This is a genomic window from candidate division KSB1 bacterium, assembly GCA_016214895.1.
In the GTDB taxonomy this organism is placed as follows: domain Bacteria; phylum Electryoneota; class RPQS01; order RPQS01; family RPQS01; genus JACRMR01.
The window spans coordinates 62,243-86,806 of the sequence record JACRMR010000012.1; the positions used below are offsets into that span (position 1 = coordinate 62,243).

Genomic DNA, 24,564 nt, shown 5'->3' on the forward strand with positions numbered 1-24,564 from the left:
CCGGGATTCGGACTTGCCGGCGGCGATCAGACCGGATTCCGGCCCAAGCGCCGGGACAACTCCGCGACTTTCTGGCCGGCTCCCTCGTGCGAAGCATTCTGTTGCCGCACTAATTCAAATTGCTCCAGCGCCTGGTCAAGATTGCCCACCAGTTCATGCACCACGCCCAGTTGATAGTGGAGCCCCATCTGTTCGCTCGGCGAGCCACTGTCGTGCTGCTGCTCGTTCTCGAGCAAGGTCAAGGCGCCCTGCAAATCGCCGCTCTCCTGAAGACATTCGGCCAGCGCGAGTGATGCGCGCAACCGAATCGCCGGATCGCGCCGCGCCTGTTCAAACTCGGAGATCCCGGCATCCCATAACTTCATCTCGCGATACACGACACCGAGGTCGTAGTGGTCCTTGCCGTCGCCGGCCGGCAGCGGCTCGCTGTCGTCCGTGCCGTTTGCGGATCCCGCGAAACCCATCCCGTCCGATCCCGCTGATCCGAATCCGCGTGACATCCCCGGAAACTCCTCCGCACCGATGCTCATCGTTTCGTCCAGCGTGTTCAGACCGCCGTAGTCCGAATACTCGCTTGCCTTCGCCCGCGTTATCGCGGGCGACTCCAGCGCGGTCTCGACCGTCGCTTCCGCCGACGGCATGGACCGCTCCGCGTATTCGCGGTTGGCCAGCCGTGATTCGACGTATTGCGTCAGCCGCTGCTGCGTCTCGACGTCCTCGATCTTCGAATCCGTGTACAGGCTGGCCAATTCTTCAAGCAGGTGCGGACTACGGATGTCCGACTCCAGGATCTTCTTGAACGAGGACCGCAGCTCTTGCTCGGACTGCTGCTTCGCCAATTTGACGTAACTGCGAATCTGCGCGAGGCAGTCTGCGTAGTATTCGAGTCCGAGATAAGCTTCCGCGAGAATCAGATAGACGTCCTCTTCCTCGGGAGCACGACGAAGCATCTTTCGCCCGATCCCCAGCACGTTCTCGTGCAGTCCCTCGAGCACGTAGCCTTCCAGCGCCCGGCGCCAAGCCTCAATCGCCTGACCCCGCGACTTGTTGCTCATGTGAAGGTCGCCCACGAGATTCCACAACGAGTAGTCACGCTCCTGGCTCGACGCCTTACTCTCATAGTACGCCAGCGCCTTGCTCCAATGCTTCTGCCGAATCGCGTCCCGGGCCACCAGCTCGGGCTGCTTCGTCGCGCCGAACAATTTCTTCATCGATAGATCCCTTAGCTGATCTGTTTCCAGGCTCCGCGCTGTACCGTCTGCACCCGCGGCGTGCCCGGAGGCCAATTCCCGGGTTGCAACAGGTCGGTGTCAAATCCCCATACTCGCCGCGGCGCATTGTACACCGGACTGCCGTAACGCCAGCTCCCGATGTTGTAAACGCTGCTCCACAGATGTACGATGCTGCCACGAAACGTTACCGTCACACCGCTCCAGTTCTCGAGAAACCGGAAGCTGTTTTCCAGGCCGCCGCTGTAGGTCGTGCCCACGGTGACCACGTGACCCGCCATGACACAGGCGTTTACGGTCAGCGCGGTCGGAATCCGTGCGCTCATCGTGCCGGCTGACAAGGCGTCGTTCCAATTCGGTGAAAGTAACGTAATCGCGTCGCACATTAGCGCCGCACCCTTCTTGGCCACCGAGTTGAAGTGCCCCTGCGTGTACAGCGGACGGTCCGTAACGATGGTCAGGCCGCCCACCGGCAGCGTCGCCGCATTCTTGAGCCGCACGACGGCGCGATCACCGTTGGTGTGGCTCACATACATGATCCCGTTCGGCGGCGAATAACCGCCCGCGATCATGGCTCCAATATCGATGTTCAGCACGTCCACCACGCGCGACTCGCGGGCATCCGTAAACTGATTCTGCGTGTAACTGAAGACGCCGGGCATGCTTATCACGGCTCCCGAACTGTCCGTGATTGCGCCGTCGAGGTATCGAACGGATGCCTTATACCAATACTTCGCGTTCCGGTCCGTCGCATTGTCACCTGGCAGCGGTCGTTCGATGATCTTGTGCTGGTTGTCCGTCGGCGGCAAGGGAAGCCGGAGCGTGGTCAATCCGTGCGAGCGATCGCGGAAGTTGCCTGTCCAAAGCGCCAGCGCGTCCTGCTGCCAGGTCGGACGGCGCTCGTCCAGCCAGTAGCTGCCACGCCAGACATTCTGTGGAACGCCGAATCCATTGGTAACCGTCACCGGTCCGGCCTCATCCACGCCGTTGTCCTTGCGGTAATGGTAGTAGTACCCCACCGCGGTAACGGTCGAATTGCAAGCAATACTCGCGCCCGAACCCATGTACAGATTCGCGTTCGTGTGGATCGGTCCCACAAACGTCATCGCGACGCCGGGGAAGATCTCCAGGTCGTTTTCATAGAACACACCGAACTGAAATAGCGGGATGAACTGGTGCTGGATCTCGCGCCACACTTGCGATGAGCGCTTCCCGCTCTGGGCGCGCGCGGCAATCGTGTAGCGCTGTACGAATCCGATCAGTCCCTGATAGTCGCCCGCGGTGATATTCTCCTGCGTCAGCGGACCGACCTTGTCCACGTCGAAATTCTCGATCGTGTACTCACCGATCGTCGGCCGGACCAGTCCAGCGACCTGATCGGAGCTCGGGTCGATCACGTTTTCCAGCAGAGTACGCAACTCCTCGGAGCCCTCTTCGACCGCCGCTTCGGCCGCATAGAACGCCCGCGTGTGATCCAGCTCAACCGCGGTGGTCTGTGTCTCCCGCGTCGAGCGGAGCGAGGAGGTCCCCGCCAGGAAAATCAGCCCGCTCATTAGGACGAGCGCCATCATCATCACCATACCGCGATCTGCCCTCCGTGTCCCTCGTGCTGGCCCTTCTCGACCCTTCACATCCATTCGCCGCATGACACACCTCGCTTCGAGAAGTCAACTGGATTCAGTCATTGTTCACGAACTAAGCCGTAAGTTCCGGCCGCGGATCATAAACGTCGTCACGCGCCGCTCATAGCGGTCGTACCACGAAGATCCGTCCGGCGCCGAATAGTAAATCGCCCTGCCGTTCCGCTCGTCCTCCGAGCGCGTCACCATCGTCACCTGCACCACCGTGATCCGCGTCCGCTCGGAAAAACTGAGCGTGAAACCACCCATCGGATAGCCCACCTCGTCCGGAATGCGATCCCCCTGTTCGTCATAATAATCAAAGAGCACCAGATCGACGTTCGACGCAACTTTGCGCGTGAGCGGCGCGAGCCACACCGTCGAATCGCGATCCCAGCTCCAGCTTTCCTGATAAACGATTCCCGCATCCGGATTCGTATGGTAGCGAATCGTCTCCGTCGTGCTGTCGTCGTTGATATCGGCGGTAAACACCAGCTCGTAAGTCGTCGCGTATTCGAAGTCCGAAAACACCGAGTCACTCCACACCTGATCCGGGACGTCGCGGTCGATGTCATTGGAGTCCCCGTCGATATCTTCCGTCGCCGCAAGTCCGATCATCGTCAGGTCGCGCTCCAACCGCTGCGACACGGAGCGCGCGCCGTCGCCCGCCTGCGAGCGCTTCTCTTCCGTGCTCACCGTCTTGACGGCGCCCACGTAAAGACTGACCAACGAAGTCATCAGCAAGATCGAAAGAGTCGTCGCCAGGATCGTCTCGATCAGCGTGACGCCGGCCGCGCGCGATCGCCGTCGCGCATCCCCTGCCTCTGCCCTCTCAATTCGCCGCTTCATCGTATGCTCCTTTCCACTCGCACCATGCGCTACATGTCCGAGATCGAGGTGATCGCCACCGCCGAGCGCCGATCCTGCTCAAACAAGATCGTCAGCTCGATCCGCTTAATTCGTCCATCCTCCGTCACGCTCAGCGTGTGGCGAAAGTCCGGGTGATCGGCAAATTCGCCGTAGGCGGCCGTTTCGCTCGCGATGTCGGGCCAATCCATGTTCTTGACCCGCTCCATCTCCATCCGCAACAGCGAATTAGCGGTCTCCATGCGCTGACTGTACCGGCTGGACTTCGCCGTCGCCACCATCGCGCTCATCACGACCAACAGCCCGATCATGATCAGAAACATCGTGACCATCACCTCGAGCATGCTGATTCCCGACTGCGCCCGCGTCTGTCGTCTCATCGTTGACTCCTTCTGCTCACACATCCCGTGACTTGCCGCTCCGCGCCGCTATCTCAAGACCTGCGCGAGGCCCAACGACAACGTCCAATGACCCTCCATCGAGGCGGCCGCCTCCGCGTTCAGCGAGTAGCCTTCGGGAAGCTTCCATTCCAAGCCAAACAGGCCGCGAAACGATTGCTCTGCGTCCGTGTAGTTCAACTTTCCGCCCGCTGACGCGTACTCCTGACCGTTAAAGCTGACTTTCACGCTCTTTTCGCCAAATAGAAACGGCTTGCTGACGCCGAGATACGGAATCAGCGAGCCGAATCGGTAACCGCCGATCAAGACCGGCGTGACTTCATGCCACGTGTATTTGCTGTCAATCGACTTCATCCCGTTTGAGGTCTTGCCACCCGGCTGAAATCCGAAGTAGTGAAGCGATCCGACGACCTGATAGGGTGTGTCGGTCGTCGGCAGCCCAACGTGCACGTTCGCTCCCCATGCCAGGGACCAGTTTGAGGTGAAGTCCCCATAATCGCCGGACAACTCGCTGAACGTCAGATTCGCGCTGCCCACCGATAGTCCGGCATCCACGCCCGGCGCCAGTCCGTAACGAGCGGTCAAGCTCACGCGCTGCGAACTCAATTGATCCGTCGCGGACGTGCCCGCACCGCCGGCCAGCTCGCTCATCAGCTGTCCGCCCTCAACGTTCATGCTGGTCATTTGCGGCGGCACGATGAACGCCGGACCTCCGGCCATGGCCGACGCACTTCCGCTCACACACACCAGCGCCAGCAGGATGATTGTATATTTGCTCATGAGATCCTCATTTCGTTGCTCTGACTGTTGTGCACGTGCCCGTGTTGACTATTCCTGGGGCAGCAGTGCGCGCAGCGTGAATGTCTCCGTGAATGCGAACGCGTCGCCCTGACGCGTATCGACTTCGATCAACACCGGCGTCGCGGCGTCCGTATCCTCCAACGTCAGGTCGTTGAAGAAGCTGATCGTGTACGTGGTGTCACCCGGACACCCAATCGTGATCTCCTGCGGGTAACAACGGCCTTCGTTCGCCGAAAACCGAACTACGGAGCCGGCGACCAACGGCCAGTAATCCGGGTCGTAAGCCGCGATCGTGATCAACGCGTTCTCACCGATGTACATTTCGCGCTGCTGCGAATCACCATTGACGCTTGCGTCACGCAGGTACAGTTGCGGCTGGCTGTATTCGAACACCACGTTTGTGCTCGCCCAGACCGTCACGCTGTCGCCGTTCGCATCAACTCCGGCCGAACTCGCCAGAACTTTGGCGAGGCCCGGCTGCGTCGGAATCGCCGAACAGAGAATGGCGGAACCCGTGTTCGGATCCACCAGCGTGCTCAACCAGCGCGGAATCGTCGGCAACGGATTGCCCGACCAGAGCGTCACACGCGCAAAGCCCATCGAGTCCGTGTAGCCGGTCGCCGTGGTGATCACACCCCCGGAAGTCGTGAAGTACACGGCCGTTCCCGGCGTCACCGGATTGTTGTAGCGGTCGCCGACTAGCGCCAACACCTCGACCGAGTCGCCGACAACGTCCATGCCGAACATACTGCACGGCCCTGCCGCGAGCGACATGTGCGTCGTGTTGCAGCCATCCACGATGCTCTCGATATACGGCGGACCCGCATAGATCAGAATCTCCGTCGAGACCGCGCTGATCGTCTGACAGACCGCGCGAATCCGCGCGCTGCCGGATACCGTGCCGCTGTTATAAGAGACCGTCGCGTGGCCGTTGATCGTCGGGATCGGACCGTTAGAGGAGAGGAAATCCCCGCCGCCCGGTGAATTGTTGATGTTGAAATAGACCGGCGTACCGTCGATTACTGTGTTGTTGTTCACGTCACGAACCGTCGCCGTCACCAGCAGGGTTTCGTTGCGACCGCTGCCGCGAACACCCACCGAGCCCGGATCATAGGCGAGTTGGATACTATTGGGTCCGCCCGGGATCAAGTACACCGTATGGTCCGCAAAGATCGAGTCCGCCAGCGCCGTAATCGTCGCCGTTCCTGTCTGCGGCGAACTGAACGCCACGCTGGCCCGGCCGGTCGCGTCCGTGGAGCGGCTCGGCGCGATGTTGCCGATCGTCGCGCTGAATCGAACTTCGACGTTCGCAAGCGCGTGCCCGACCGCGTCGGTCACATAGGCCGAAATCGTGTCTGTTGCGATGCCGTCCGCGGAGAGCGTGTCGCTCTGCGCTGTGATCGTGACCACCGCCGGCGGACCGACGACGTAGGTGATCGCGACGCTGTCACGAACGCTCGGGTCCGCCTCCGCCCACGCCAATACGCTCACGGTGCCCGGCGTCGTACTGGACGTCAGCGAATTCACCGCGACACCGCCGGTCGTCGTGCGCAAATTCTCCAGGGAGCCGCTTTGCGGCGGCAGGCTGAACCGAATCTGCGTCCCGTTCGGGACTGGATTCCCGTTCTGATCCGTCACAACGGCGGTTAGCGTCGAAGTCGAATTATTGTCCGCCAGCAGCACGGTCGGCAATCCCGTCAACGTCAAGTGGGTCGGCGTAGATGGCGCGAACACAACTTGTACCACATCCGTCAAGGTGTTGCCGAACGAGACATTTACCGAGGCGGTTCCGGTCTCCGTGGACGAGGTCAACGTCGCCTCGGCAATCCCGGACACATTCGTATTCGCGACGCCTACCATCGTGCCCAACGTCGAACCGAAATGTACTTCCACTCCGCTGATGGCATAGTTGCTCTCGGTCTCAAACACGTGCGCCCGGATCAGCGAGAGGGAACTGCCGTCCGCGATTACCGTACCCGGCGTAGCCGTGGCTTCCACCGTTACTCCGCGTTGCATCAGCGTCAAGGAGCTCTGGGCTTCGACTGAGGTGGCGGTGATCACGGCCTGCTGATTCTCACTCGAGGCGGCGGACACCAGCGTCGCCGTTGCCGTGCCGGTTCCGTCGGTCATGGTCTCCGCGTCGATCACAGTTCCTGATGTCGTAATCCAGCTCACCGGAGAATTCACCAGCGCATAGCCCTGCACGTCAAACACGCGGGCGCTGATCTCCGCCGACGAAATGCCATCCGCGCGGACGCTATTGATCTCGCTGCTCATCTGAACCGAGGCCGGAACCGCGGCATACATCTCGATATCCATCGCGCTGGACAGCCCGGTCCCGTACGTCGCGGTTAGATGCGCGGTTCCCGGTGCCGATGACGCCGTCAAATTGACCTGTGCGATACCGGAAGTATTCGTCAGCGCCATCACCGGAATACTGCCCAGGGAGGTCGCGAAGTTCACCGCCTCGCCCGCTACCGCCAGCATGTTGGTCGTCTCGCGAATTTGACAGCGCACGGCCGTCCCGCTCTGTCCGTTCGCCGGAAGAGATGCTGCATCGGATTCGATCTGGACGGTCACGCCCCGCAATTGGATGGCTGTCGCCTCATTCGTCCGCTCAATCGACACATCCACATTCGCCACGGCATCGGTGGCCGATGCGGAGCTAAGATACGTGGAGACCGCCCACCCGCTGTCATTGCTCATGACCGTCGGCGTAAGCATCGCACCCGGACCGGTGACTGCAAAACTCACTTCCGTATTCGGGACCGGTTGGCCCGACTCATTCGTTACGATCGCGCTTACCGTCACGGTAGATACGCCGTTCGCCAACACGGAGTTCGTGCTGAGTTGAACCATGAGCACCGACGCTTCGGTATCGGTCAGCCTGAGTCCGGTGTTCGAGCGCAGCGCATTCCCGTACGTGCACGTTACCGTCACCGCCGCCGGATCGCTCGCCGCACGGTATTGCGCGGTCGCGATGCCGCTCGCGTCGGTGACGGCGCTCTGCGCCACGGCACCGGCGCTGGCCGCAAAGTACACCACGCCGTTGCTGATCGCGATATTGCTGGTCGTTTCCCGCAATTGCGCGTTGACGTTCGTGGTCGAGTTGCCGTCAGCCGGCAGTTCATCCGTGTCCATCCAGGAGCTGATCGTCACGCCCGTCATCTGCATGCCGAGCTGATCGCTCTGACCACTCGCCGTGCACATCACGATCTGCGCGGCGTCAACTTCGGACGGTCCGCTCGTGAAACGTGCGGTGACCTGACCGTTTTCGTCGGTGATCGTGCTCAGCGGCTGCAAGCTGCCGATTCCCTGTTGCGCCTGCCACACCACCGCGGCCCCGGACACCGGTAAGCCATAGTTGTCGGTCGCGGTGCACGTCAGCGTGCACGTGGATGCGCCGTCCGCATATATCGGATTCGCGCTTGCCGTCAGCACAACCTCGGCCACCTGCGGGGCCACGAACTGCACTTCGCCATAGCCGTTCGCGGTACCTGAATTGGCCACGATTGCGCAGATGCCGCGATCGCGCGTCGAAATCACATTCGTCGTAAACACGCCCGCATCGTTCGTGTATCCCACCTCCGGAATGACGGTCCCGATGGTCGCGCTGCATTCCACTTCGACGCCCGCGCCGACAGGGTTCCCGTACGCGTCCACGACCCGGCATGCCACCGGTGTCGAGCTGACACCGTCCGCGGGAATCTGCGAAGACACCGGAGTCACCTGTATTCCCGCTGCGTCGCCCGCATGGTACACGATCACGCGCTCATGCGACAGCGTTCCGCACGCCGCCTGCACCGAGTCGGGACCCGCCATCGTGGGACTCGTCAGCGTTGCATACGCATAGCCGTCCAGGGTCGTCGTGCTGTAGGTCGATGAGGTCGGGTTCGACACCGCGGCGCGCTGCGGATTTCCGCTGACACCCTTGATGCGCAGCCCGGCCGGGCGCTCTAACCGCGCCGTCCACGACGATGGCATGCCGCTCCGGTCCACGTGAAGACTATTGGTCGAAGACAGCCCCGAAATCTGCCCTTGCTGCGAGGTAAACGTTACACTCGTACCGTTAGATACCGGCCGGCTCTCCGAGTCAAGGATCATAGCGCGAAGGTCCGACGTGCTCACCCCGTCCGCCACGAGCTGCAACGGGTCCGCGTTGAAGGTCATGGACGAAGGAACCGTGGCTTCGAGCACCACGGTCACGCTGCCCGTCACGTTGCCGCTCGTCGCCGTGATCGCGGCCGGACCGGGGTCCAGTCCGCTGCGGAACTGGGCCGTCGCCTGACCATTGGGACCAACCGTCGAAGCGGGCGTTACCGCTCCCGTCGGACTGGCGAAACTGACCGGCGTCCCCTCAGCCACGAAGTTTCCGTACGTGTCTGTGCAAGTCGCGGTGATCGTGGTCTCGCTGGCGTTATCGGCGAACATGGTCTCCGCTGCCGCGCTCAGATCGATCAGCGCACACGGTCCGGCGTTAACCACGATCGGCACGTTGCCGGTAACCTGATTACCCGTGGTCGCCGTCACCGTGGTCGTGCCCGCTACCGTCGCCGCATACAGCGTCGTGCGCGCCACACCACCCAGTGTGTTTGCCGTGAGGCTGCTGAGGCTTCCGCCGTCGGCCGCGAAGAAGACCACCGTATTGTCGATGACCGGCTGCATATTCGAATCATAGACGCGCGCCGTAATCTCCGCGCTGTCGAGGCCGGCTGACATTTGCGCCAGCGAGGACGTCACGATAATCATGCTCGCCGCCGCCGGTTCGAGAAACTCAATCTCGACCGTGTCCGACGTGTCGTTGAAGCGCGCGATCACGATCGCTCGCCCGGTTTCCATCGACGAGACCAGGGTCGCCGTCGCGGTGCCACTCACCGGATCGGTGACGCCCGGTGACGTCACGGAGCCCAGCGTGGTCGAAAAGTAGATCGTCGCATTCCCGATCGGATTATGCTGCTCGTTGCGCAGCCGCGCGAAAATCAGAGTGGACGATGCTCCATTGTCGGCATAGACCGTATCGCTGGCCGACCACACGCTAAGTTGGCCCTCGACCGTGCCTTCGGTTTGTGCCACCATCAGCGTCGTCGTTCGTAACTCGTTCATGCTCGGAAGCTCGGTGCGCAATAGTACGCCGCCGGTATCCGCCGGAGCCGTGTACGTCGTGCGCGCGCGCCCCTGGACATCGGTTTTCACCGTCGTATCCGCCCGGTGCGACGCCACGGTGCCGCGATTCACGCTGAATCGCACATCCTCGTTCATCGCCGGCTCATTGGATTCGTTCAGCACCCGCGCTTCAATCGTCGCCTCTGCTCCCGGACCCAATATCAGCGGGTCCACGGTTACGGTGTCGATGAAGGTCAACGTCTGACGGTTGGTGCCCGTCGGACTGATCTCGCCCTTCTGTTCACAACCTAACCAGAGCACCGTTATTACCAGCAAGCTTGCCGGCAACCAAAGACCTGTTGCGGAACGGCCTTTCATCACATGCACTCCTTCGCCTTTATGCGCAGTTGTATTCTTTGAGCTTGTAGAGCAGCGACCGATGCGATATCTCAAGCAACCGCGCCGCCCGTGTCCGGTTATTGTTCGTCTTCCGCAGTGCGCGCTGAATCAACTCCTGTTCAACCCGCGGAACCAGCTCGGCCAGCGTCTGCTTGATACTGAGCTGCTCGTCCGGAATCTGCACCTGAAATTCGTGATCGTTGATGCGCAGCTCGACCGGCAGCGAGTCCAACGTGATTCGATTGCCGTCCGAGAGCACCACCGCGCGCTCGATAATGTTCTGCAGCTCGCGGACGTTCCCCGGCCAACTGTAATTCGTCAGCGCCTGCGTGGCCTCCGGCGTCACATCGTAAAGCTCGCCCGCCGGCGAGAGCTTCCGCAGGAAGTGATGCACCAGCAACGGCACGTCCTCGGACCGGTCGCGCAACGGCGGCATCACGATCGGAATGATATTCAAGCGGTAGAACAAGTCCTCGCGGAACGTACCGTCCTTCACCGCCTGCGTCAGATTCCGCGACGTCGCGGCGATCACGCGAACCTCAACCGTCGTTTCCTGCACGTCGCCCAGCTTGCGCAGCTTCCCCTCTTGCAGCACGCGCAACAGCTTCACCTGTAACGACAGCGGCATTTCCCCAATCTCGTCCAGGAGCAGCGTGCCCCCGCTGGCCTCCTCGAACAAGCCCTTCTTCATCTTCAGTGCGCCCGTAAAGGCGCCTTTCGCGTGCCCGAACAGCTCCGACTCCAGAAGCGTCTCGGGAATCGCCCCGCAATTGACCGTCACAAACGGCATGTTGCGCGCCTTGCTGTGCAGATGAATCAACCGCGCAACGACCTCCTTGCCCGTCCCCGATTCCCCCGTGATCAACACCGTGCTGTTGAACGGCGCAATCCGCTGAATCCGCTGAAACACGTCGCGCATCGGCCCGGACTTGCCCACCAAATTGTCAAACGAATACTGGGCCGCGACTTCGCGCCGCAACCGGGCATTCTCCAGCTTCAACTCCCGCTGCTCCAGCGCCGCGGTCATCGTCAAGTCCAGCAGATCCGGCGACAACTCTTCCTTCGCGATGTAATCGAACGCCCCCGCCTTCATCGCCTGCACCGCGGTCTGCACAAACCCATAAGCCGTCATCATCACGACCGGCAGCTCCTTGTGCAATCCCTTGATCTGTCTCAAAATCTCGACTCCGTCACGGTCGGGCAGCCGCAAGTCCAGCAGGACCGCGTCGTATTCCGCCGACTCCAGAGCGCGCAACGCAGAACCGCCATCGCTTACCGTATGGCAAATCTGCTCACGCTCCTCAAAGTAATGACTTAAGAATTCAGCGTAGCCCGGCTCGTCCTCGACGACCAAAATCTTGGCTTTCGTCATATCTTCGTTACGCCCGGTTCGAGAGTACCCACTTCAAGCTACCGCAACGGTTTGCAAGGGGCGTGCCACGTACTTCGTATCGGCGCCGCGTCAGCCTGCGCAATGACTTGCACCCGCTCCCGACCCGGCTCTCGTTGCGACTCCGCAACCCGCTGCACCCCCTGCGGAGCAATTTGCCGCGCACTCCGTTCGGACACTCCCCGTCCCGCCGAGCCGAAACAACGCACCCCCCGTATCGCTACGGAGGGTGCGCCTTATCGGGCTGTCATGGCCGCGTCACGCGCGACCCAGCGCGGTTGTCGGACTAGTTCACGCCATCCGGTGTCGCCGTCAGCACGGTACCCGCATTGTCGTTGCAGGTCACCGAAATGCTGTACGAGGTCGGCGTGCTCGCACCATCATAGGTGTAGGTGAAAGCCGCGAAGTTCGTGCCGGTCGGCAGCGACATATACGGATCGCTGTTCGGGTCCACCAGCACAGTCGGCGCAGTGGCCAAAGTGAGCGCAGCGGGGTAATCCGCATAGTCGATTTCATACATACCCAGCGCCTGACGGAACTGGTTGACGTCCGCGCGCGCCGCGCCGACACGCGCTCGATCCTGCGCGCCCATGAAGCGCGGAACCGCGACCGCCGCCAAAATGCCGATGATCACGATCACAACCAGCAACTCGATCAGGGTGAATCCCTTTTGTGCCTTGCGGCGACGAAGACTCTTGAACATCTTTTTCTCCAATCTGTGTGTAGGCCTGACGTTGACTTATCGTGCTTTCTGGTTGTCTAATTGGCAACAGCCATGCCACGCCCAAGGTGATACCCTAACTCCTTAACTTTTCAATCGTTCACGGGACTCGCGCCGGACCCTCTCCCGCGTTTGAGTTGACGCCTGCAAGCATTCTGCAAGGCGACTCGCAACGCGCTGGTGGATATGCTCGCCCATATTTACTATCCGAAACTATTTCGGGGCATCGATACCATAACGCTGTAACTTCCGGTAAATCGTTGACGGATCGATCCCGAGGATCTCCGAGGCCCGCTTCTTCTGCCAACCCGTCGTCTCCAGCACTCGCAGCATATAATCGCGCTCCACGTCCTCCAAAGTACCCGCCAACGGAGAGGACGGAGCGGCCGCACTCGGCGCGGCGCCCGAACTGATCTTCCCCGGCAGTGATGACGTGTCAACGGTATTCGTCTCACAGAGTATCACCGCCCGTTCTATCGTGTTCTCCAATTCGCGTACATTGCCGGGCCAGCCGTATGACCGAAGCAGCGAACGACTTTCCGGCGTTAGTTGCTTCAACTCGACGTTGTGGCGGCGGCACGAGCGCTCCGTGAAGTGATCGATCAGCTCTTCAATGTCCGCCGGCCGCTCCCGCAGCGGCCGAATGTGGATCGGAATCACCGAAAGTCGGTAGAACAGGTCGGAGCGAAACTCGCCCGTGCGCTGCTTACGTTCCAAATCCGAATTCGTCGCCGCGATCACGCGCACATCGATCTTCAGCGGTCGCGTCGCTCCCACCGGCAGAATCTCGCGCTCCTGCAACGCCCGCAGCAGCTTCACCTGCAAATTCGGCGTCATGTCGCCAATTTCGTCCAGGAAAAGCGTGCCCCCGTGCGCCATCTTGAACAGCCCGTCCTTGTCCCGCACGGCGCCGGTGAAACTGCCGCGCATGTGACCGAATAGCTCGCTTTCCAGCAGCGTGTCGGGAAGTGCCGCGCAATTCACCGTTACGAAATCCGCGTTGGCGCGCTCCGAGTGCGCATGAATCACCTGCGCGACGACCTCCTTGCCCGTGCCCGATTCTCCCGTGATCAGGATCGTCGAGTCCGACGGCGCGACCCGGCGAATCAACTCCAGCAGCCGCTGCGATTCCACCGAGGAGCCGATCAGCCGCGCGGGCGACGCCCCCTCCGCAACCAGGCGCGCCTTCAACTTTCGGTTCTCCCGCTTCAATAACTGACCGTCCAGCACCTTCTCCACCACGGTGCGAATCTCGTCCACGTGAAACGGCTTCGTGATGTAGTCCGCCGCTCCCGTGCGCATGGCTTCGACCGCCGACTCCAGCGACGCAAACGCGGTGATCACGATCGCACCGATTTCCGGCGAGCGCTGCTTCACCTCGCGGACCAACTCGATCCCGCTCATTTCCGGCATCCGGAGATCCGTGATGACGAGATCAAACGGCTCCTCGTCCAGCCGCGCCAGCGCCGCCACCGGGGACGTCAAGGCCTGCACCCGGTAGCCCTCCTTGGTGAGGATCAGCGTCAGGAACTCGCCGATGCTCGTCTCGTCATCGACGACTAATATGCGTTCTTTCGCCATTCGTTATAGTGAGAGTTCAAAGTAAGTCCCGGTCTGTGTGTCCGACTCCAATACCAATGTGCCGCCGTGGGCATGAACTGCGCGCATCGCAATCGGCAGCGCCAGTCCGCTCGATCGCTTCTGTACCCCGGAAAACGGACGAAATGCCGCGTCGCGAATCTCCGGCGATAGCACCCGGCCGCCAAGCCGGAATCTGACCGTCGCCGTGTCGTCGCACGCTCCTTCAATCTGCAGCTCGTCACCCTGCTCGCCCCACTCCGACAGTGTGAGCAGGATCGTGTCAACCGCCAGCGAAATCTGCTCCGTATCAATCTGCACCGGCAGCGAGGCCTCCAACGTCTCACGCACCGGCATGCGCAACGACGCATGGCGAAGGCAGCGTCGGATCAATTCGCGCAGATCATCCGGCGCCCGGTGCGGTGCATCCAGCCGCGCAAACGTCAGAAAGTCCGCGAGGAATCCGTTCAAGCGATCCGACTCTTTCAACGCCAGTTGAAAGTAGGGTAGTTGCTCGGCATTCGCCGCCGGAGATCGCGACAACATTTCCACACAGCCCCGCACCGTCGCCAGCGGATTCCTGATCTCGTGCGCCAGGTCACGCGACAACATGCCCACCGCGGCCAGCCGATCGCGCTCGCGCTCCTGCCGCTCCGCCTCCTTGATCCGTGTGAGGTCGTTAAAGAGCACGATGTGACCGCGCAGCTCTCCTTCGGGTGTTGTCAGCGACGAAATCGAATACCCGACGGGACGAACTCCGGTTCCCGTAGCGACGCTCATTTCGCTGCGTCGTTCAGGACTTCCGTCGCTGCCCCGCAGGGCCGCCACGAGTTCCGCCTGGTCATGCAGCTTGCTCTCAATCGCTTGCCCCGATGCGTCCTCGGCAAGTCCGAGTATCTGGAGGCCCGCCGGATTCGAAAACAGCAGTTGCTGCTCTCGATTCAGTACCACCAAGCCCGTTCCCAGACTATCCAGAATCGCCTGCGTGTCCAGCTTGGACTGGGCCAGTTCACCCAGCGTCTCACGATGACGCCGTTCACGCTGCGCAAACCGATCATGAACGTACGATGCCAGCGCCGCCGTCAATGCAAAGTTCACGCCGTACCCGAATCCGCGTAAACCGCTGAACGCATCGATTCGTCCCGTGGCCGACCAGTCCAGCCACAGCACGCCGGCCGTCGCGAGCAGCGTTACCCACATGCTTCCCGTGATCCCGGTCAGGAGGCCGGCGGAACCAACCGAGAAGAAGTAGAGAAACACGAACTCGCTGTTCGAGCCGCCCGTGTACCACAACACCAGGGTATCGACGATCACCGCTGCCGACAGGGCGAACCACTGCAAGAGCAGTGCAAGACGCCGATGGCGATACCACTCCCAACAGCCGAGACTCAAGCCCGCGTTGACGGCCAGCAAGGTCAGATAGGGCCCTGCACCTACCGCGTCCGCGCGATACAGCAGCCCAATCCCCAGCAATACCGTGACAAAGATCAGCCGGGCGGCGAGAAACGCCGAGAAGTTCTGTCCCGTCTCCAGGACTAACTTTATCACAGCTCTCCCCTACTTGATCGCGCCGATCATGTCGAACATCGGCAGGTACATCGACACGAGCAGACCGCCGATTACTCCGCCCATCAGCACAATCACAACCGGTTCGATCAACGACGTCATCGCGGACACCGCCGCATCCACTTCCTCGTCGTAGAAGTCCGCGATCTTCCCCAACATCTCCGCCAAGCGCCCCGTCTGTTCGCCCACCGAGACGAGTTGGACCACCATCGGCGGGAACACACCCGTCTCCATCAGCGGTTGCGATATCGTCTTGCCTTCGGCGATGGCCTTGCGGATCCGGTCGATTGCCGCCTGTATGACCATGTTGCCTGACGTCTTCGCGGTAATTTCCAATCCGTTCATGATCGGGACACCCGACGAAATCAACACGCCCAACGTGCGCGAGAAACGTGCGACGGCCGTCTTCCGGATGACATTCCCGATCACCGGGGTTTTCAACAGCAACTTGTCAACGGCACGCTTCCCGTTCTCCGTCCGATGCCACTTCTTGAACAGGAAGAAGCCAATGATTGCAAGTCCGACTCCCGGCAAAAACGTGACCCGCACAAAATCGGAGAGCGCCAACACGAATTTTGTCGGCCCGGGCAGGTCCGCACCCAGGTCCTTGAACATCTTTGCGAACACCGGAATCACTTTGATCAGTAGGAACACCGTCGCACCGATCGCGACGCACGCGATCACCGCCGGATAGATCATCGCGCCCTTCACCTTCCGCTGCAAGGCGTCCGCCTTCTCCAGATAGACCGCCAAGCGCTGGAAGATTCCCGGCAGCGAGCCTGAGGTCTCGCCCGCCGCGACCATGTGCACGAACAAATTGTCGAACGCGTGCTTCTGGCGGCCCATCGCCTCGGCCAGCGAAGCACCGCCCGAGACCGCGCTGTGAACTTCAGCGATCGCCCGGCGGAATGACTTGTTCTTCATCTGGTCCGCCAAAATCTGCAAGCACGTATCGATCGGAAGTCCGGCATTGATCATGGTCCCGAACAACCGCGCGAAGATCTTCAGGTCTTTCACGCCAATCCGCGTCTTGAGGCCCACGCCCAGCGCGATGTCTTTCGGCTTCGCCTTAACGTCGGTGACTACTACCTTGCGTTGTCGCAGCTTGGCAACGGCCTCGTCTTTGGTCCGCGCTTCGATCTCCCCGTTGATCGTCTTTGACCCGCCGGACCGCCCGGCATATATGAACACTGGCATGGCGCGTCCTATCTACTTGGTTAACGATTCCACTGATTGGCTAATGAGCGCGCGCGATCCGTCGGTGCCGCTTTGCCCATTCCCATCATCCGCTCAAGCTCCTCCGGAATGTTCGAGGCGCTGATCGCCCGCTCCGGCGTCACCAGACCCGATGTCACCAGGTCCAACAGTGACATGTTCATCGTTTGCATGCCGTACTTCTGCGACACCTGCAGAACTCCGTACATCTCATGCACCTTGTTCTCGCGTACCAACGCGCGAATTGCCGGAGTGCACATCATCACTTCCGCCGCCAGCACGACGCCGCCGCCGGTCTTCCGCGGCAACAGCTTCTGCGTCATCACCGCCTCCAGCGACAACGACAACTGCGCTCGCACCTGCGCCTGCTGATGAGGCGGGAACACGTCAATAATGCGATTCACCGACTCCGTCGCCGAGTTCGTGTGCAGCGTCGCAAATACCAAATGCCCGGTCTCCGCCGCCGACAGCGCCGCCTGAATCGTCTCCAGATCGCGCATCTCACCCACCATGATCACGTCCGGATCCTGACGCAATACGTACTTCAAGGCCGTAGCGAAACTGCGCGTGTCCGCCCCCACCTCGCGCTGGTTCACCAGCCCCTGCTTGTGCGTGTGAATATACTCGACCGGATCCTCAATCGTAATGATATGCACCGGACGCTCCGTATTGATCCGGTCGACCATCGCCGCCAAGGACGTGGACTTTCCCGATCCCGTCGGCCCCGTCACCAGAATAATGCCCTTCGGCTTATTCGGAAACTGCGCGCAAATCTTCGGCAGCTTCAACTGCTCCATCGGCGGAATCCGAAACGGAATCGCGCGAACCACCGTGGACAACGAACCGCGCTGAAAGAACACGTTGCCGCGGAACCGCGACAAGCCGTCAATGCCAAACGCAAAGTCCACTTCAAGATCCAGCTCGAGTTTCTTCTGCTGCTTGTCCGTCAGAATGCTGTACGCCAGCGCCTTGCATTGATCCGGGGTCATGGCGTCATACTTCAGACTGCGGATTTGCTGGTCCACGCGGATTCGCGGCGGACTGTTGACCGTCAAGTGCAAGTCACTGCCGCGACCGTCTATTAACTCCTGCAACAACTGCCGAATGTCAAGCCGCGCCGGCGTTCCTGTTTGAGTGTCCGTCATCTATACTCCTCATTGTGCTTCGAGATCATACCGAATCAACGCCAGACCGTGGGTGCTCAAGACGCGCTTCAGGCTCTCCATCCGGTCGCTGAAATCCCGGGCCGCGATCTTCTCGCTGTAGTTCACATTCTTGCTCTCGCCCGGGTCAAACGCCTGCAAGGTCAGGTCCGTGATCGCGCCGGCAATCCCGCCGGATGCGGCGCGCAGCGGATCCGCTTCCAGGTGCCGCAGATCATACTTGATCGTCCCGCAACCGGACCGCGACACCATTTCCACGAATTCCTGCAACGCCGAATTGTCGAACCGGTCCGCCTTCGACCCGATCAACTCCGGTGTCGCACGGTAAATGTGTTGGCCGTCGATGTCGAACGCCATGCGCATCGACGCCTGCCGCCCCGGCCACTTCGCCGACGTCGCCTCATCCATCAAAATCACGCCGTTCGCGCTGCGCCACGCGCATTCATTCGCCCGCCGCACGGTCGCCGATGACCGCACGCTCCGCGGAGCGCCCGGCCCCAGCGTGTCCTCGCCGCTCGCCACTCCCAACTTGAGACCAATCTTGTACGATTCCGATTCGCCGCGACCGTTGAATTCCGGCAGACCTGCATACAACGCCGCGCAGCTCCGGCTGGTTTGCTCAATCTCGTTGAACAGCATCAAACAGCGCTCCGGCGAAAACGCCAGCAGGGTTCCCCCCCCCACCGCCGCGCTCTCGGTCATCAGACGCCGCAGGTCGCGCGCCAGCGACGCCAAAGATACGGCCGGATGCTGGAGCAGCACCGGCCGATCCGTGTGCACGGAGAGCACGCTGTACTGCCGCGTGTACGGCTGCTTGTGGCGCTCGATCTCTTCCTCAAGGAACATCAGCTCCTCGAGCGTCAAGCTGTTCATAAAGAGGGATAGTCGTGATCTCATAGCTCTCCGGCCTGGTCAGAATTCGCCCGTGACGCGCAGAACTTCCTCGATCGTGGTAACCCCGCGCTCAAATTTCGCGATGGCGCTCTTCCGCAGCGTCAACATCCCGTCCTCCACCGCCGCCGCCTCGAGTTCCGCCGTATTCTTGCTGTCCAGAATCATCGTCCGGAGCCGCGGCGTGATTGGCATCACCTCGTAGATGCCGGTGCGCCCGCGATAGCCCGTGTTGTTGCACTCCACGCAGCCGGCCCCGCGATAGTAAACGTGACCCTTGTTCTTCGCCGGATCCAGACCGATTTCCGACAGCGCCTCCGGATGCACCTCAAACGGTGACTTGCACTTGCTGCAGATCTTCCGCACCAACCGCTGCGCGCAAATCAGATTCACCGACGACGACACCAGAAATCGCTCGATCCCCATGTCGATCAGGCGCGAGATGGTTGCCGCCGCGGAATTCGTGTGCAGCGTCGACAGCACAAGATGCCCCGTGAGCGCCGCGCGCACCGCGATCGAACCCGTTTCCAAATCGCGAATCTCGCCGATCATGATGATGTCCGGGTCCTGGCGCAGGAAGGCGCGCAACGCGGAGGCGAAGGACATCCCGACTTCGTCCCTCACCAGCACCTGATTCAGCCCCGCAAAGTTGTACTCGACCGGGTCCTCGGCGCTCATCGTGTTCACCGTCGGGACGTTGAGCTTGGCCAGCACGCTGTAAAGCGTCGTCGTCTTGCCCGAGCCCGTCGGTCCGGTGACCAGAATCATCCCGTAGGGCGAGCGGATGGCGCGGGCGAAATCATCCAACGACTTCTCCTCGAAACCGAACGTGGACAGGTCCAACGTCAAATTCGACTTGTCAAGGATTCGCATCACCACCTTCTCGCCGAACATCGTGGGCAGCGTGGACACGCGCAGGTCGATCGTACGATCCGGCAGCCGCATCTTGATATGACCGTCCTGCGGCACCCGGCGCTCGGCGATGTTTAAATTCGCCATGATCTTGAGCCGCGACGTGATCGCGCTCCGCATATGCTGCGGCGGCGACATCACTTCCTGCAGCATGCCGTCGATCCGAAAGCGCACGCGCAACATGGTCTCATAGGGCTCAAAGTGAATATCCGAGGCTCCGCGCTGAACCGCGTCGGCGATAATGCCATCGACCAGCTTGACAATGGGCGCAGCCTCCAGATCCTCCTTCAGCTTGTCAACTTCGGAGTCCTGTCCCTGCTGCACCACCTCCAGCCCCACGTCATCCCCCATGTCCTTGAGAATCCGGTCGAGCGTCCCCCCCATCTGATAGTGGGTCTCAATCGCCCGCAGGAATCCCGTCTCGGTGACCACGATCGGCTGCACGTTGCACCCGGAGATGAACTTAATATCTTCCAACACGAAGTCGATCGAGGGGTCCACCAGCGCGACCTGGATCGTCTTCCCGGTCTTCTTGATCGGGAGCGCCTGAAATTTCTGGATGAACTCCGGTGACAATAACTTGCGGACCTGCTCCGGAATGTCCAGGCCTGACAGGTCCGCACGCGGCATGTCGTAGTAGCTGCTCAGGAAATCGGCGATCTGGTCCTCGCTGATCACGCCCAGCTTCGACAGCTCCGTGACCACCGTGTTGCCTGAGTCCTTTTGCCGCGACTTAAACAGCAGGAACTGTTCCTGCGTGATCAAGTTGTTGTTCAGTAGCAGACTTGGAATTCGCGAACTCATCCGCGGGTCTTTTTCCTTCAGTTTCCGGCAGTTTCATTGCAATTCGCCCATTCAGCATGTCGCGGATTTGCAAATCGCATGCCGAGCGGGACAGTCGAATTCGAAATCAGGCAGGATGCCGTTGCAATTCGCAAACAGCGGCGCCACCGTCGGACAAGTGACACGCTTCCGCTGGCTTCGGCTATGAACTCCGGTGCGGAGCTTGACGACGCTAAACACGGATGCTCTGAAAAAACAAACGGCCTGAGCACAAAGCTCAAGCCGTCTTGAAGTCCGACCGCGGCTCCGCCGCGGATGCCGAATTCCCGCGATGCTAACCGCTGTGACGAATCACAAGGATATCCCCGTCCTTGATCGGGTATTCCTTGCCTTCCAGCCTGACCAGTCCTTTCGCCCGGCAGCCCGCATAACCGCCCTCCCGCACAAAATCATCGTAATTGACAACTTCCGCACGAATGAACCCTTTCGCGAGATCGGTGTGAATCACCCCGGCGGCGTCCAGCGCACTGTCGCCCTTGTGGATCGACCACCCGCGCGATTCCTTGTCGCCTGTCGTCAAGAAACTCTGTAGTCCCAGCAGCGCGTAGCTCGCTCGCAAGACGCGATCCCGCGCGAGTTCTTCCACTCCGAGGTCGGACATGAATGCGGCCTGCGATTCACTGTCAAGTCCCGCAATCTCAGCCTCGACCAGCGCCGACAAGGCGATCGCCTGGATGCCGTGCGCCGCAAGCGCGCCGTTCAAGGCCGCGAGCGAAGAGTTGATCTGCTGCAAACGGTCGTCCGCAGCGTTGACGATGGCCAGCAACGGCTTCTCCGACAGGAACTGATACCCGCGAAGCGCCTTCTTGTCGTGTGCGTCAAGCGTCAGCAGCCGTAGCGGCTGCCCCGTTTGCAACAGCTCCAGGCCCCGGTGCAGCAGCTCCGCCTCGTGCTTCTCGTCCGGCGTCGCGGCTTTCACCCGCCGCTGTTTCTCCAGTCGGGAGAGCTTGTTCTCCAGCACAACCAGGTCCGCAAAGACCAGCTCATCCTGAATCGCGAGGATGTCCCGCTGCGGGTTGAGTTCGCGGGCCGCCGAATCCTCACCGAACGCACGGACTACCGTGAGTAGGGCATCGCTGTTCTTCACGCCGCCCTCAATGGCCGCCGCGAACCACTCCGTCTTCGATCCGCCGTGCTCGATACCCGGCGTGTCCACGTACTCCACGGTCACATAGACCGTCTTCTTGGACTGTGACATCTCGGAGAGCTTGTCCACGCGGCGGTCCGGGACATCCGTGACCGCGTGCTGAACCTCGCGCTTGAAAGACGCGGCAGGATCGTGCGCGGTGCCGGTCAGCAAGTGAAACGTCGTCGTCTTGCCCGACTGTGGCGGGCCGATAATTCCGATATTCATGAGCAGGTGCAGAGATTAGAAGTGAAAAAGCCCGCAGCAAAGCGGGCTTACCACATACCACCGGCAAAGAACTACTCGCACAGATTCGCGAGGCGAAGATAGTCGTGTTCGACATCCTTCATCGTCTGATAGACGACCGGCGAGGAACCGCCGAACGCCTGCTCCCGCAGTTTCGCGCAGTGCGAAACCAGATCATGCGCGGCGCGATTGAAGTGTTTGCGCAAGTCGCCGTCGTCGGAATTCCACGAACCCCGGACCTGCTTCGACAGCCGATACATGTTGTCGGCATGCTCGCGAAGGTATGCCGACTCGGCCGACCCGCGCGCCTCCAGCATCGGGATAAACACCTCGTGGAAGCTCTTCAGCTCGTCCGGAGCGTTGTCCGGGACATAGTGGGCATCGATCCAGGTGTAGCCCCAGTCGGGCTTATCTTCGGCGCGCGCGCCGCCGACGAACAGCGCCACGAATATGATGAGCAGCAGGGGTAGAAAACGACGCATGTGTGAAACCCTCGTGTGCGAATGCGGAGCTGACTGCACTACAGACCAGCGGGTCAGTGTCGATAGGGTCAGAAGATACAAAGGCTTTTGTACTTTTGCAAGCCCTAATACCCGGTTCAACCGCAAGTTTCAGGCCGTGGCCGGCGCCGGCGCCGCGGCGGCGGCAACGCCCAGCCGATCTGACGCCCCGGTCAGCGCGGTTTCCAGGGAAACGATCGCCACCTCGCACATCTCCGGAGTCGGCTCCTGGGTTGTGATCCGCTGCAGCCACAACCCCGGCTGGATCAAGGCCCAAACCAGCCGGTTTTCGACGTGCCTGGCCGAGAATTTGAGGAATTCATAAGACAGGCCCGCCACCAGCGGGATCAGCGGCAGGTGGACGAGAAACCGCACCAGCACATTCGGATACTGACCAAACAGCGCGACGACGAGGCTGTCCACGATAACGAAGAAGATGATCGCCGACAGGGCCACGATCAGCAGAAAGCTCGTCCCGCAGCGGGGGTGGAAGCGCGTCCGGCGGTTGACAGCGTCGGGATCCAGTTTGATCTTCTCCTCGAAGGCCACGATCGTCTTGTGCTCAGACCCGTGGTACTGAAACACGCGGTGGATCTCCTTCCACCGCGAAATCGCCCACAGGTACACCAGCAGGATCGTGATGCGGATGCCGCCCGCGATCAGGTGAAATGGCAGCTGCGAGCCGTCCGCGCCCAGCGTCCAGCGGGCGACCCAGTACGGGAAGTACATGAACAGCACAAGCCCGAATCCAAAAGCGGCGGCCAACGACAGCATTGTGAGCGCCCGGTGCTTCCAGCTCGTGTGATCCGGGAGCTGCTCGTCCCCGGTCATTTGCTGCTGGGCCGACCAGTTCAGGGCGTCGGTGCCGATCTTGAGCGCCTCAATCATTCCGGCCGCTCCGCGAATCACCGGCCACCCAAGCCATTTGATTCGCTTGCCGATGCCGACATAGGGATAGCAGCGAACCACAATCCCGCCATCGGGCTTGCGCGCCGCCATGGCGATGCGGGTCGGGCTGCGCATCATCACCCCCTCGATTAGCGCCTGGCCTCCCATGGCCAGTTCTGCCGAGAGTTCGTGGCGATCGGGTTCGGGTGCGTTCGTGAATTTTCCGTTGGTATCAGTCATTTTTGCAACCCGGGTAAGCAAGAGGCGGCACCGGATGGATGCCGCCCTCGTAAACCGTCATGGGGAGCCTGAATCAGGCTGACGCCTTCTTGTACTTCTTCAGGAACTTGTCCACGCGACCCGCCGTATCGACCAGCTTCTGCTGACCAGTAAAGAACGGATGGCAAGCTGAACAAATTTCTACCTTTACCTTGTCTGTTTTCTGCGTCGAGCGAGTCTGGAAACTGCTCCCGCACGCGCACTCGACAGTCACAAGATGGTAGCCGGGATGGAACTTCTCTTTCATGGCCTCTCTCCTCAGTTGAACCCTAAATATACGAAACTCAAGCGGGTGAGTCAAGCTCCGGGGCAGAGCGGTTACTCGGGTACGTGGCTCGCGGTTCCCGGCAGGGATGAGGGCTGAAGGATGAGCGATGCGGGATGAAGTAGATCGGGGATGGCGTACAAAAACAATTTTGACCGAACGAACTGGTTAACTCATTGTAATACTTTTCGCTTATCTGTTTGTCCGGGACGACCGAATGCGGCGAGCATGGAGACAACGGTACTGGCGGTTTGGGTAAAGAAGAGGACCATTCTGGGCACTCATGAACGGCAGCTCTGCAAAGATCTCTCAGAGCCAAGCCCTGCCGAAATGCGCTGACAGTGGGCTGACAGCGAGGCATGGATCATGATCAATTGCCCTAAATATACTACCGAAATTTTATGAAGTCAGAAAGAACTTTTATAAAAGCAACAAATAGTTGAACATAAAGGAGTTGCACGGAGCTATGATGACTCTAAAGCATTGAACGTAATCGAGTTATCTGCTCAGGTTTACGGGTCAGGAATGCGGTCGGAGCGGTAGCGCGAGAGGACGAAATACGTAA

At 60.7% G+C, this 24,564-nt stretch carries 18 protein-coding genes; all 18 read right to left on the bottom strand.

What is annotated here, in order from left to right; genetic code table 11:
* Positions 1 to 26 precede the first annotated feature (26 nt).
* The 18 genes from HZB60_06525 to rpmE all read right to left on the bottom strand — a co-directional run bounded on the left by HZB60_06525 (position 27) and on the right by rpmE (position 23,981).
* Complete coding sequence (locus HZB60_06525; protein ID MBI5059419.1) at positions 27 to 1,211, bottom strand: tetratricopeptide repeat protein; 1,185 nt, start codon at positions 1,209 to 1,211, stop codon at positions 27 to 29.
* Positions 1,212 to 1,222: 11 nt separating this feature from the next.
* Positions 1,223 to 2,782, bottom strand: a complete 1,560-nt coding sequence (locus HZB60_06530) for a hypothetical protein (protein MBI5059420.1) — start codon at positions 2,780 to 2,782, stop codon at positions 1,223 to 1,225.
* A gap of 135 nt (positions 2,783 to 2,917) precedes the next feature.
* A complete protein-coding gene (locus HZB60_06535; GenBank protein MBI5059421.1) occupies positions 2,918 to 3,697 on the bottom strand; it encodes a hypothetical protein in 780 nt (259 codons plus the stop codon).
* A gap of 29 nt (positions 3,698 to 3,726) precedes the next feature.
* Positions 3,727 to 4,095: a hypothetical protein gene (locus HZB60_06540; protein ID MBI5059422.1), complete on the bottom strand. Its 369-nt coding sequence runs from the start codon at positions 4,093 to 4,095 to the stop codon at positions 3,727 to 3,729.
* Positions 4,096 to 4,143: 48 nt separating this feature from the next.
* A complete protein-coding gene (locus HZB60_06545) occupies positions 4,144 to 4,893 on the bottom strand; it encodes a hypothetical protein (GenBank protein MBI5059423.1) in 750 nt (249 codons plus the stop codon).
* Between the two features lie 48 nt (positions 4,894 to 4,941).
* Positions 4,942 to 10,338, bottom strand: a complete 5,397-nt coding sequence (locus HZB60_06550) for an Ig-like domain-containing protein (GenBank protein MBI5059424.1) — start codon at positions 10,336 to 10,338, stop codon at positions 4,942 to 4,944.
* 76 nt (positions 10,339 to 10,414) lie between these two features.
* Positions 10,415 to 11,788, bottom strand: a complete 1,374-nt coding sequence (locus HZB60_06555; protein MBI5059425.1) for a sigma-54-dependent Fis family transcriptional regulator — start codon at positions 11,786 to 11,788, stop codon at positions 10,415 to 10,417.
* A gap of 304 nt (positions 11,789 to 12,092) precedes the next feature.
* Positions 12,093 to 12,509: a prepilin-type N-terminal cleavage/methylation domain-containing protein gene (locus HZB60_06560; protein MBI5059426.1), complete on the bottom strand. Its 417-nt coding sequence runs from the start codon at positions 12,507 to 12,509 to the stop codon at positions 12,093 to 12,095.
* 231 nt (positions 12,510 to 12,740) lie between these two features.
* On the bottom strand, positions 12,741 to 14,108 hold the full coding sequence (locus HZB60_06565) for a sigma-54-dependent Fis family transcriptional regulator (GenBank protein MBI5059427.1): 1,368 nt from the start codon (positions 14,106 to 14,108) through the stop codon (positions 12,741 to 12,743).
* Positions 14,109 to 14,111: 3 nt separating this feature from the next.
* Positions 14,112 to 15,653, bottom strand: coding sequence for a hypothetical protein (locus HZB60_06570; GenBank protein ID MBI5059428.1), 1,542 nt, complete (start codon positions 15,651 to 15,653; stop codon positions 14,112 to 14,114).
* Between the two features lie 9 nt (positions 15,654 to 15,662).
* Positions 15,663 to 16,868, bottom strand: coding sequence for a type II secretion system F family protein (locus tag HZB60_06575; protein MBI5059429.1), 1,206 nt, complete (start codon positions 16,866 to 16,868; stop codon positions 15,663 to 15,665).
* Positions 16,869 to 16,888: 20 nt separating this feature from the next.
* On the bottom strand, positions 16,889 to 18,031 hold the full coding sequence (locus HZB60_06580) for a type IV pilus twitching motility protein PilT (GenBank protein MBI5059430.1): 1,143 nt from the start codon (positions 18,029 to 18,031) through the stop codon (positions 16,889 to 16,891).
* A gap of 9 nt (positions 18,032 to 18,040) precedes the next feature.
* Positions 18,041 to 18,946, bottom strand: a complete 906-nt coding sequence (locus HZB60_06585; GenBank protein ID MBI5059431.1) for a hypothetical protein — start codon at positions 18,944 to 18,946, stop codon at positions 18,041 to 18,043.
* A gap of 15 nt (positions 18,947 to 18,961) precedes the next feature.
* Positions 18,962 to 20,656: a type IV-A pilus assembly ATPase PilB gene (gene pilB, locus HZB60_06590; GenBank protein ID MBI5059432.1), complete on the bottom strand. Its 1,695-nt coding sequence runs from the start codon at positions 20,654 to 20,656 to the stop codon at positions 18,962 to 18,964.
* A 313-nt stretch (positions 20,657 to 20,969) separates the two neighbouring features.
* Positions 20,970 to 22,049, bottom strand: coding sequence for a redox-regulated ATPase YchF (ychF, locus tag HZB60_06595; protein ID MBI5059433.1), 1,080 nt, complete (start codon positions 22,047 to 22,049; stop codon positions 20,970 to 20,972).
* A 71-nt stretch (positions 22,050 to 22,120) separates the two neighbouring features.
* Positions 22,121 to 22,549: a hypothetical protein gene (locus HZB60_06600; protein MBI5059434.1), complete on the bottom strand. Its 429-nt coding sequence runs from the start codon at positions 22,547 to 22,549 to the stop codon at positions 22,121 to 22,123.
* Positions 22,550 to 22,678: 129 nt separating this feature from the next.
* A complete protein-coding gene (locus HZB60_06605; protein ID MBI5059435.1) occupies positions 22,679 to 23,695 on the bottom strand; it encodes a DUF1385 domain-containing protein in 1,017 nt (338 codons plus the stop codon).
* 73 nt (positions 23,696 to 23,768) lie between these two features.
* Entirely contained in the window at positions 23,769 to 23,981 is a 213-nt protein-coding gene (gene rpmE / locus HZB60_06610; protein ID MBI5059436.1) for a 50S ribosomal protein L31, read from the bottom strand.
* Positions 23,982 to 24,564 lie beyond the last annotated feature (583 nt).